The organism is Oceanobacillus sp. FSL K6-2867, assembly GCF_037963145.1.
Classification (GTDB): Bacteria; Bacillota; Bacilli; order Bacillales; family Amphibacillaceae; genus Oceanobacillus.
In genome coordinates this window covers 2776173-2788515 of the sequence record NZ_CP150144.1, presented here as the reverse complement: position 1 = coordinate 2788515, position 12343 = coordinate 2776173, and the positions used below count along the sequence as shown (strand labels likewise).

Annotated in this window: 7 protein-coding genes; all 7 read right to left on the bottom strand. The window is 36.7% G+C overall.

Going from position 1 to position 12343, the window contains the following annotated elements; all coding sequences use genetic code 11:
- Positions 1 to 254: 254 nt before the first annotated feature.
- Entirely contained in the window at positions 255 to 1679 is a 1425-nt protein-coding gene (locus NSQ77_RS13585) for an acylphosphatase (RefSeq protein WP_339226574.1), read from the bottom strand.
- Between the two features lie 75 nt (positions 1680 to 1754).
- Positions 1755 to 3392 (bottom strand): acylphosphatase, encoded by a 1638-nt coding sequence (locus tag NSQ77_RS13580; protein ID WP_339226573.1) that lies wholly within the window; start codon positions 3390 to 3392, stop codon positions 1755 to 1757.
- 62 nt (positions 3393 to 3454) lie between these two features.
- A complete protein-coding gene (locus NSQ77_RS13575; protein ID WP_339226572.1) occupies positions 3455 to 5101 on the bottom strand; it encodes an acylphosphatase in 1647 nt (548 codons plus the stop codon).
- A gap of 27 nt (positions 5102 to 5128) precedes the next feature.
- On the bottom strand, positions 5129 to 6751 hold the full coding sequence (locus tag NSQ77_RS13570) for an acylphosphatase (protein WP_339226571.1): 1623 nt from the start codon (positions 6749 to 6751) through the stop codon (positions 5129 to 5131).
- A 26-nt stretch (positions 6752 to 6777) separates the two neighbouring features.
- The gene (locus NSQ77_RS13565) at positions 6778 to 8196 is read right to left on the bottom strand and encodes an ATP-grasp fold amidoligase family protein (RefSeq protein ID WP_339226570.1); all 1419 of its coding nucleotides are present in this window, start codon (positions 8194 to 8196) and stop codon (positions 6778 to 6780) included.
- Between the two features lie 19 nt (positions 8197 to 8215).
- Positions 8216 to 10384, bottom strand: a complete 2169-nt coding sequence (locus NSQ77_RS13560; RefSeq protein WP_339226569.1) for a glycosyltransferase family A protein — start codon at positions 10382 to 10384, stop codon at positions 8216 to 8218.
- Positions 10365 to 12329, bottom strand: coding sequence for a glycosyltransferase family 2 protein (locus tag NSQ77_RS13555; protein ID WP_339226568.1), 1965 nt, complete (start codon positions 12327 to 12329; stop codon positions 10365 to 10367). Before NSQ77_RS13555 ends, NSQ77_RS13560 begins: the two co-directional genes overlap by 20 nt.
- Positions 12330 to 12343: the final 14 nt, after the last annotated feature.

Here is a 12343-nt window from a genome sequence, read left to right as displayed (position 1 = left end):
ATTAAAGTTTCATATTTAAGAATAGGCTATAGAAATATAACATAATTCTTCCAAGAAGACTTAGTACTTCTATAACAACGAGAAATAGAATATCTTTAATATACCATTCCGGCCCTACCTTGATTTAATTATGTCTCAATTAATTGCTAATATAACTTGTTAAAAAACAGATGAATTTTTTATCAGGCATACACTGGTTGTAATATACGAAAGAGAAAAGATTTCTAATTTAGCAACATTTTTTATCCTATTTATTATTTGAATGAATAAAACCCCATTCTAATTGGTTGGTCCCACTTCTCTTCTGTAATCGTGTCTATGGATACTTTTTTGGGACCATTATTTTTCAACCATAGTTTAAACTCTTCTACAGTTTCTTCTTGCCCGCTAACGATAATTGATACTGCTTCATTATCTACTTTTTCCGTATATCCATTTAGTTGAAGCGATAATGCCTTTTTTCTTATCCAGGTTCGAAAACCAACATTTTTTAATTCTCCTGAAACAATTAACTTTGTAGAGACAGGTGAATATTGCGGAAGCTTTTTAACTGTTATTTCTTTAATTGCCCCACTTCTTAACAATTCAGAAGAACTTTCATAATCAAAGTATAAAGATAACTCTTTTTTCCTGTTTTTTGTCTCGGGAAAATAATAATCTATTATCGCTTTAGGTATATCTCTAGCCCTTCCTTCTTCTGGAAACAAATGTAACCCTATGAGTGGTTTAGAGTTAACTTCAATTACTGTCGCTTCGTTTTTTTCCCAATTTACTAACATATCTACAGCACCTTGCACTAAGCCTGGTATCGCTTGAGCCGCTTTAACTGCTGTACTACTTATTTTGGGTGATAATAAATCCGTAATATCTATTGGCTCACCGCCAGCAGAGATATTACTTGTTTTTTTTAAAAATATTTGATTACCTTCTGAAGGAATACTATCTAACGTAAAACCTTCTGAATAAATATAATTAATCAATTCATCATCGATAACGATAGGTCGTCTATAATGATTTGGGTTATTATTTCTTTTTTTGTTCTCCAGATTAATTAATTGCCTAATACTATTTCTTCCGTCACTAACAATTTTTGCTGGTACTCTGCTAACTGCCCCAATTACTTTGTCCTCAATAACATATACCCGACAATCTTCCCCTTGTACAAACTTTTCAATAATCACCTCTTTATATTCCATTTTCTCCCGTACACTAATAAGCGCATCATTCAGTTCTTTTTTACCTTTAATATTAACAATAACACCTTTCCCCTGTAATCCTTTTGTAGGTTTTAATACAAGAGGGTATCCAATGGAATCAGCATATTGGATTATTTCGTCATTATTTGTTTCAGATCCAAATCCTTTTCCAGAAGGTGTTGATATGTTCGCTTTAATAAGGTAATCTCTTGTAAGGTTTTTATCATTGCAGATATTGATTGCCTTTTTGGAAACTCTATCTCCTCTTGAAGCATTAAAGTGATGCGTCCTTCCCTTATAGCTTAGTGAATAACCGATCCTTATTTTCTTTTCTTTTCTATAGTATAAATGGCGAAGTTTTAGAATAAGTCCTCTTCTCCAACCTTCCAAAGCAATTGTATACATGCTTAGACCGCCCCCCATCGCAAGTTTCGGAATTGAACCTTCAAGATGTGGAAGCCAGTTTTTATTATAATTTTCCATAATAGTATACCTTTCTATATATATTTATTGATAGATATTAACATTGTGGGTATATATCAATATTAAAATTTTCCACTATTCTTTCTTCTTTAACAAAGAACCAATTTTTCTTACTAGCTTGGTATATTTCCAAGAACGGCTGTGCAAAATATATTGATTCTCCTTTTGAATTTTTTCCTTCTGTTTAGATACCTTTATTAACTTTTCTTGTATCTCCTCTCTCTCTCTAACTAATCCTGCTATTTTTTCCTCTAATTTTATTGATTCATCTCTTTCTAGACCTATCTTTTGCTTATCATCATGCTGTATTATTTCAAATCCTAATTCAATCGTATTATCCCAATCTGATTCAATTATATCTATCACTTTTGCGTGCGGTGGAGCATTCAATTCAATGTTTTTTTCAAATTTATTAATATTGTCTATATCTCCAGCAACAACAATAAATACACTTTCATCTGCCTTATTTTCCACAAAACCACTCAAATTCAAGACAAGAGCATTTTTTTTAATCCAGTTTCTATACCCTACTTTTTGTACCTTACCGTACACCTTATAAGCTTTTACTTTAAAGTTAAGTACAGATATTTTTGGTAAACTAACCTCTGTCAACATACCGTTTAACAATAAAGAAGAAATTTTATTATAGTCGAAGAAAATTTGATTCGTTATCTGACTCTTCGAAGGAATTTCTGCAAAATAATAATCAATTATGGCTTTTGGTATATCTCTAGATTTCCCTTTTACTGGATATAAGTGGCTGGCAATCCCAGGCTTTGTATTGATTTCAATCACTACACCTGAACTACTTTCCTTATCAAATATTATATCCACACCACATTGAGGTAAACCTGGTATCGCCATAGTTGCATTTACAGCTATTTGCTTTACCTTTTCCGACAAATGGTCTGTTACATCAATGGGCTCCCCACCAGAAGAAACGTTACTGTTTTTCCTTAAAAACAGTCGTTCATTTTCTTTTAATATAGTTTTTAAAGTATAACCTTCTTTGGCAATATTTCTTTTGACCTCATCATCAATTCTAATTGGTCTACCCCGAAGACTAGGTGTTCTCCTTCTCTCTTTATTCTTATTCCTTATTAACTCTCTAATGGTACTAGATCCATCACCAACTACATGTGCAGGAACCCTGTTAATTGCACCTATAACTCTTCCGCCTACAACGTACACTCTATACTCTTCACCAGAAATATATTTTTCTACAATAATATTTTGATAATTGGACTCTTCACGTAGCTTATTAAGCACTTTTCTAAGTTCATTTTCGCTAGTTATATTGGAATTTACTCCTTTACCCATCTTTCCATTACTTGGCTTTACCACTATAGGAAAACCAATTGAATGAGCATAACTAATTATTTCTCCATCTGTAGCCAAAGTTAAAAATTCCTGACCAATCGGTGTTGAGACATTTGCTTCTAATAAGTGCCTTTTGGTTAATGTTTTACTTCCGCTAATTTTCATTGCCGTGGAAGTCACATCTTCACCTGCTGTATATGAAAAATGAATTTCCTTCTGCTTATCAGCAAGCGAGTAACGAACAATAATTTTGTTTCGAAGCTTCGAGGTATAGAACTTTAAAGTAAGGCCTCTTCTCCATCCCTCTAAAGCTATTGCGTAGATACTTAATCTGTCCCCACTTATAGTAGACGGCACACAATCTTTTAAATGGGGAAGCCATTCTTTATTCATATGACACACTAACTTCAACCCTTTCACTAATTGCTGTCAAACTTACCCTAAAATAAGTCTCCCTACTTCTTCTCCCTAAATATTGTACTTAGGTTTCTAACTGGTTCTGTATACTTCCAAGACGTACTACTCAAAATATGTTGATTATCCTTCTCAATTCTGTGTTTTTGTTTTTTCATGCGCTGTAAATCCCTATCCATCTTCCTTAAAGCGTATTGTACAGATTTAATATTTGAAGGGTTATATTGCTCTGATATTTCAAATCCAACTGTTACAGGGTCTTCATAGCTCTCTTCATTAATTTTTAATACGTTAGATCCTTGAGGATACTGTTCAATTATTTTCTTAAAGTCGCTAACTGTTTCTCTGTCTGTTCCAGCAATAACAATTTCGATTTCATCGAATACTTTACTCTTCACATATCCATGTAGATTGTTATCAAGTGCTTGCTGCTTTAACCATTTATGGAAATTATATCGTTGTACATCACCATAAACCGTATATTTTCTTGAATAAAGTCTCCCCAGTGGTGCAGGTGCCACCTCTACTTCAAGGGCAGCCCTATTTTCTAAAGGTTCTAAAACAGTTATTAAATCAAAATAAATTTTTGATTTCTCGGTATTTATTCCTTTAGTTTCTGGAAAATAGTAATCGATAATTGCGGCAGGAATATTTCTTGACTTCCCTTCAATTGGAAACAGTGCACCACCTATTTGTGCTGTTGGGTTCAACTCAATTACAACTACAGATGCTGCAACGTCCTCACCTTCATTTACAATGATATCGACACCAGCATGTGGAAAGCCAGGAATTGCTTTTAACGCATTAATTGCAACTTGCTTATACTCTTCTGACAATGTATCAGTTACATCAACCGGATCTCCACCAGATGATACATTGGTTTTTTCTCTCAAATAGATTATCTTTCCTTTTTCGGGGATACTTTCCATTGTATAGCCAGCATCCATAATAAAGTCCAGAATCTCATTATCGATATGAATTAAACAGCTATTTAGTCTAGCATTCTGCTTTCTCACCTTATTCTTTAGTTCAATTAACTCTTCAATGGTGTGCTCACCATCACCAGTAATATTTGCCGGGACCCGATTATAAGCTGCTATTACCTTATCTCCAACAACGTAAACACGATATTCTTTACCGACCACATATTGTTCAACAATTACTTCATCATAATCTAATTCATGACGAACATAATGAATTGCTTTTATTAACTGCTCTTCATTACGGATGTTTGTTACTACACCATTCCCTAAACTTGCATTGGTTGGTTTTAATACAAGCGGGTAACCTAATTCATTACTGTATGCAATGATTTCTTCATTTGTTGCGTCTGGTGCAAAACCCTTTCCTTTTGGAACAGGAACACCTGCTTTTTCAAGATAAATCTTTGTGTCATCTTTTTCCGAACCTATTTCAACTGCTTCATTAGAGACGAGATCTCCTCGTGTTCTGAAAAAGTAATGTGTTTTTTTATCTGAGCTTAATGAAAACAATCTTCCTGGAGGGTTTACTCCAAAAATAATCATGTCTTTGAAATGCTCGGAGTCCTTTGTATACCATTTAAGCTTAAGTCCTCTTCGCCATCCTTCCAGGGCAACTGCAAAAGCATCTAATCGCGTTTTTCGAGCATTTCTCACAATATCATTTGTAAGCTGTGGCAAACTAATTCCCAGCTGCTTCTCTTTCATTTCCATTTCCTCCTATGTAGCATCCTGTTAGTTTTTGAATTTTTTTGTGATTGATCCTACTAATCGAATTGGCATTGTTGCTTTCCAGGATAAACTACTATAGTACTTTCTGCGTTTCAATTCTGCCTTTTTCAGTTCACGTTCGGTAATTTCAAGCTCCTCTTTATACATCTTCAAATCTTCAATTTGCGTTTTTAAATCTGTTTTAATTTCAAACCCAACCTTAATCGGATCATGATAGGGTTCAACCTGCACTTCGAAAACCTGACCACGTTCTTCATCTTCCCAAATAGCATTTTTGAAATCGTCCACCATCTCGGGATCTGTACCACCTACAACAATTTCAATATCGCCTTCTTCAAGCGTCATGATATAACCATGAAGGTAACGTTCAAAAGCTTCTTTACGCAGTCCACGATGGTACCCTATATCGAGCACATCCCCGCTTACTATATATTTTTTTGCAAATAGCCTTTCTTGTGGGCATGGGGTCACCGTAGTAACAAATGCGTCCCTTGATTGCAATGGGTCAAGCACATCATGAAAATCAAAAAATGTATTTACTTCTGTTGTATCAATGTCTTTTGTTTCCGGAAAATAATAATCAATAATTGCCTTAGGAATATCTCTTGATTTACCTTGAATTGGATAAAGCAAGCCGCCAAGCTGTGCAGTTGGGTTTAGTTCAATAACATAGACATCTGCTTTTTCTTGATGTACAATCAGATCAACTGCACCGTGTTCAAGACCTGGTACAGCATGAAGTGCCTCAACTGCTGCCTCTTTCACATATTCAGGTAATTCATCCAATGCATCAATTGGATCGCCACCTAATGAAATATTCGTTTTATCACTAAGTGCAATATTTAAATCCTTTTCCGGAATCGTATCGAGTGTGTATCCTTTTCGGCCAATATAATCTTCTACCTCTTCGTTTACAGCAATTGGACAACTGACTAATCGAGGGTTTAGACTTCTTTCCTCATTTTTAATCTCAATTAATGCCCTGATAGAATTTACTCCATCACCTGTGACATTTGGTGGAATCCGATTCATCGCTCCAAACACTTCATTGCCGACAACATACATGCGGTACTCCTTACCTGGTATGTATTGTTCCACAATTACGTCTTGGTAACCAAGATTACTGCGTACATATTCCAATGAATGTTCAAATTCACCGCTGCTTGTGATATTAGAGATAACTCCTCTGCCGAAGCTGCCATCAGTAGGTTTTAATACAACTGGGAAACCTAAATGGGTTGCGTAATCAACTATCTCCTCATTTGAAGCTTCTTCTGTAAACTGCTTTCCTTCAGGCACAGTTACCCCATTTTTGAGTAAAGCTTGTTTTGTCTTTTCCTTGTCCCGTCCAATATCGACAGCTTCATTAGTTACTTTGTCACCCCGGGTTCTAAAGAAATAATGTGTTCTATCTTTTAAACTTAAGGAAAATAGTTGTCCAGGTTTATCAACAAACCATGTTCTCATTTCTTTAAACTTTTCAGAGTCTTTTACATGCCATCTAAGTGTTAGACCCCTTCTCCATCCTTCGAGAGCAACTACATATGCATCTAATAAGTTCCCATGTGCATCTGAAACAATTTCATTGGAAAGGTGTGATAACCATTCTGCACGATTCTCTTCCATTTGATTTCCTCCTACATTCCACCATTTCAATCTTTTAAATGAACCTCAGCTTGTAATTTTTTATAATGAGAAAATTCCTTGCCATTTATCAAATCATTTGTTAATCGACCTTGTGCTTCAATAAAATAATCTCCTAGCCATTTATCTGTCGGAATATCAAACTCATCGTAATTGCCCGGCTTTGGTGTGAACTCTCCAAAAACCAAGCCTTCATCAGATCTTAGAAAATCAATTCTTATAAAAGGAGAAGGTATTTCAGCACTAATCACTTTAGCCATCTCAATTTCTGCATTTGTTACACCATTTCCTTTAAATAAGCTTTCATCATATTTTCCAGTTCCAATTCGTTCACCTGATGCCGTCCACCAGCAATATTTTATTTCCGGGTAGCGTACAATTTCTAAGATGAGTGCTACTTTTCCATAAAAACAATAAAACTTGATATCACGGGCAGGTACTTTATTAGCCTTTTCTTCCAATATTAATTCTTCGATGAACCATTCATTGCGACTAACTCGGCCAGATTCTATGTCTCTCTCCATATTTTTTCTTAAAACTTGCCAATTAGCAATTGTCTTTGATTGTTTGATATCTATTATATCATTATTATTATAAACGAGATATACACCGCGAGCCCCTGCCCCATCAATGGGTTTGATTGCTATCCCATTTTTTTCAGGTATTTCTTCTAATGTGTATGTGCTCTCCGAAACCTCTGGTGTTCTTATGTTTAATCGATTCATAAATTGGTATGCAAGCTTTTTATCGTCTAGCAGCATTTCTGGTAATGTTCCCAACAGCTGATGTTCTCGCATGCGCATGTTTAGACTCGCACGATAAGAGGAAGCCGGTTTTAAAGAAATCTCTTCCTCTGAAAGTCCTGACCTGATCATGAACTCTGGAATATCTTCTACTTTAAGCCCGGATAGGAGCTTTGGGTAAACGAGCTGCTTATATGTCTTCTTGTCATTCATAAATAAGCGAGCAGACGCTTTTAATAGATGATTGTAATTCTCGTCATGTGTTTGCTTTTGATCAATGATATCTTCCATGAACTCAATTAATGTGCCTTTATCCTTCTTTTCCTTTGCCGTTCTCCATAAATGATTATAATCCAGCTTTGTAGTTTCCAATTTAAGCGAATGAATTAATTCCTTAGCAGCATATAATTCATGGCGGACAGATGCGACCTCTTTTTCCAATTCTGCTATTTGCGGATCTTGGTTTGCATGCAGTACTTTGCGAATTGAGGCAGTTTGTTTCCATGTCTTGCTTTTCTTTATATGCTGTATCTGTTTCTCACTACTTTTGATATCAGCTTCTGCCTTTTTAATCGCTGCTTCTGTTTTGATCAATCGTTTGATTAATTCCTCATTGTCAACCTCAGGTTCTGTTGAAGCCTTGCTTTTTTCCATATCGAGCTGATTATCAATACCTTCGTTCATCCAATCATCCACCTTTGTCTTATTCCAGTTTAAATGGATTCTCATCCACCAACCAATTTTCTATAAAGGATGCAAATGACACTTGATTCCATGCTTTTTCATCCATCCAGTTTTCAGTGGATAATGGAATCGATTTTAATTCTTTACGATGATTCTCCAATAAGTACTCGCGTATTTCATCGCTAATTGGATACCATTTTGTTTTTGTGTGCGTATATTCTTCGATATGTCTGAAGCATCTTCGAAGATCGTAATTTTTACCCCTTGCATTTCTTCCAGGAAGCTGATTCACAATAACTCGAACAACTTTCGGATCTACATGCGGTACATATAGTTGCTTTTCCTCAAAGATTGCGGGATTGTTCACAATTAAAATGTCACAGGAAATTCGTTCTCCATATACGAGCATTTGTACAGAATCGCCGTCAAGTATCTCTCTGATTGAGTGATCTATTGCTTTTGGCATCTTCAAATCATATTGTCCCATTTGAATCAGTCCTGTTCGCATACCCATTTCCTTAAAAGCATTTAATTGCAGTAATAGATACTGCTCTATCTTTAATCGAAAGTCAGAAATAATAACGATATCGAAATGACGCTTTCCAGCCTGCTTTTCTTCTCTTTCAGGCCACATTGGCTCTGGCACGGGGTACCGTCTTGTTTCGGGTTGGTTAGGCATGTAGAATGTATCTGTTTGGTTATGATAAAACCGATAACTTTCAGCATACTCTTTGCGGGCACCCATTAAAAATCCATTGTACCCAAAAGCCGAGCTTGCAGTGAGTGAACCCGAGGATTGCATTGGAAAAGATAATGGTCCTGTTTTTAAATCCACTACAGCTTCCTTGCCGAAAACTGCAATCAAACGGTTTTTAAATTCACTGTCTGCGGCAAATCGGACTCTATCCCAATAACCAACCTTTTCAAGCACCGGCTCTTTTCTAAACATAATGGATGACATGTTTGAGAAAATATATCTTCCTGGCATACCTCTTCGATAGGCTTTAAGTTCTTCTGTCAGTCGTGCATGCTCAGAGGTGTTTGCAATGATATCTTTCTGCTCCATCAAGTGGTTCACTTGTCTTTCAATCTTTTCTGGGTGCGACCAGTCATCTGCATCATTAATCGTTACAAATTCACCTGTCGCCTGCTGCAAAGCTATGTTACGAGCAACATATGGCCCACTGTTTTTTGGTGTAGTTAGCGGTTTTACTCTTGCATCCATTTCGGCATACTCAGCAATCACATTTGCTGTATCATCTGTACTGCAATCATCAACAACCAATATTTCAACGTTGTTCCATGTTTGAGCCAGCATGGACTCGATTGCTACACGAATTCCCGATTCGGAGTTATAAGCTGGAATGATGATTGAAACTTTCGGGCCATCACTCACAGTGTGCTTCCTTTGAATCGGGTTGGTTCTTAATCTATAATAAGCATCCGTGTTCTCGTTAGGTGACAAAATAATCCCCTGCAATTGGTATAGATCCAAGCACTTATTGATCCAACCAACTCTGCCTTCAATCGTTTTTTCTAAATTCGCTGCAGCTATATACAAATCTGCATGTTTATCCGAAGCGAGCAGATTTGTAATAAGGCGTATTCCCTTTTCTTGTTCACCTAAGAGTTCGTAGCTCTCAGCCTTAAGTATTGCCGCTTTTCTCAGAGTTTCTTGGTTCTTTTCTTTATCCATTACAATATCAATGTACTCAAGAACCATGCTTGCACTATCTGTCGTGAGCTTATTCGCATACCATAAGACTAACTCCCATGCGATTGCTTTTTTTAAATAATAATTATCTGTAGTTGCGAACAATCGTTGTAAATCAGTTAAGGCTTTTTCAATAAATCCTAAATCATATAAGTACTTTTTATATTTTTTTAGTTGATTTTCAGCATGTTTTCTTTTATATGCTTTGCTATAGACTTGCTTGATATTTCTTCTGCCTAATGCATAGGCTGGAATCGATTTTATAAGGAATTTTCCTTCACGCTTATACTTCGCCAGCTTTTTTATCAGGTGCTGTGCCTGCATAAATTCGCGTTTATATTCCATTAAACTCTGCTGCTTCGCTTTCTTTTCGGCTAATTTCTTTTCTAAGTCAGCTTCTAATTCAGCCAATTGATCAGTTAATGCAGCGTCTTGTTCTTCGAGCTTATTCATTTCAGTTTGTTTTTTCATCATATACCCAGCTCTTCTCCCATACACGTTCACTGAAGTTAACTTCATGCAACGCTTCTGTATGATGTTCCATCAAGGCATTCTTAATTTCAAGTGTTGCGGGATACCACGTTCCCGGGTGGTCAAAGTATTGCTTTAAGTGTTTTAAACAATTAGAAATAGCATATCCTTCACCGCTTGGCAATTTGTCTACAATAACATCTACTGACTTTGCAAAAACGGTGGGTATGTAGTGTTGATATGCTTCTAAAGCAATCGGATTCAAAATGAGCAGTTTATCTGTTTGTATCTGCTCCCCATATACGAGCATTTGCAATCTGTTGCCATCGAGCATATTCCGAATGGACTCTTCTATGATAGATGCACCTGCATTATATTGATTAATTTGCACGAGACCAATACGCCCGTCCTTTTTCGCATAAATTTCCTTAATGAAGCTGATTTGTTCCTCATTAATAACTCGAAAGTCCATGGCGATTACAGTATGAAAGAAGCGTTTGCCATCCACCTTTTCCTCTCGTTTCGGCCACATTGGCTCTGGAACTGGAAAAACTCTGGTTGTCATTGGAAAAGGATAACGCAGTGTCTCTGCAGTATGATGATGATACTCCAAAGCTTCTACATATTCTTTTCTTACACCCATGAAAAAGCCGCTATAACCAAATGCAGAGCTCCCAGTGAGCGATGTAACGGACTGCCTTGGTAATGATAGTGGACCTGTTTTCAGATCGACATAGCTATTTTTTCCGAATACTTTAATCAGTCTTCGCTTAAATTCACCATCTGCAGCGAACCGTACACTATCCCAATAGCCAACTTTTTCAAGAACTTGCTTGCGTCTGAACATAATAGAAGACATATTTGGGAAAATATATCTTCCTGGTGTACCTCGACGATATAATTTCAGCTCTTCTTCCGTTAACCTTGAATGCTCAGATGTATTTGCAATAATATGCTCATGCTCAATCAAATGCTTAACCTGTATCTCTATTTTCTCAGCATGTGACCAATCATCGGCATCATTAATAGTGACAAAATCTCCAGTTGCATGCTCTAACGCAATGTTTCGAGCAACATATGGCCCACTGTTTACTGGGGTTGAAAGAGCTTTTACCCGCGAATCCTTTTCAGCATATTCAGCGATAACTTTCGCTGTATTGTCCGGACTGCAGTCGTCAACAGCTAAAAGCTCGATGTTTTGCCATGTTTGCGAAAGAATTGATTCAATCGCAACTCTTATCCCTTCCTCAGCCTTGAATGCTGGAAGGATGACAGATACTTTTGGCCCTTCTTCTACTTTTCGGTCCAAAGCTATGGTTTGCAGGTCATCGTATACTGAAGAGCGATCCATTTGGGTAAATCCAATTGGCTGCAAACCATATAGCTCCATTACTTTGTTTACCCATTCCATCCGTTTATCAAGAGTGTCTTCTAAATTAGCTGCTGCAAGATAAAGGTCAGCATGCTTCTGCGTGGAAAGCATGCCGTGGATAACTTCTTTACCCTTTTCTGCTTCATTGCACATTTGATAGCATTCAGCTTGAACAATAGCGATTCGCCGCAATTGCTCCGCATCTTTCTCGCCATTCTTTGCTGCTGCAATATACTCCAGTGCTTTTCCAGCACCTTCTTCTGTATATTGATTGGCATGCCATAACGTCAGTTCCCAAGCTGCAAGGCGCTTTAGCTGTGGATCTTTTATGTTGGTATAGTATTCTTCTAATGCTTTAAGCGCCTTTTCTGTAAATCCCAGATTGTACAGATGGTATTTAATTTGTTTAAGCTTTTGTCTCTGGGCTTGCTTTCTTCCAGACAACATTCGTTTTATTTGCTGCTTCTGTTCTTCTGTAAAAATGTCCGTCAGAGCCTTTCTCTGCCTTTCATTTAATACGGTGTATACAACCCAGTCAACAGGGGCTAAGATTACTTTTTTCATTGCACGAATCACTTCTTGTCACCACC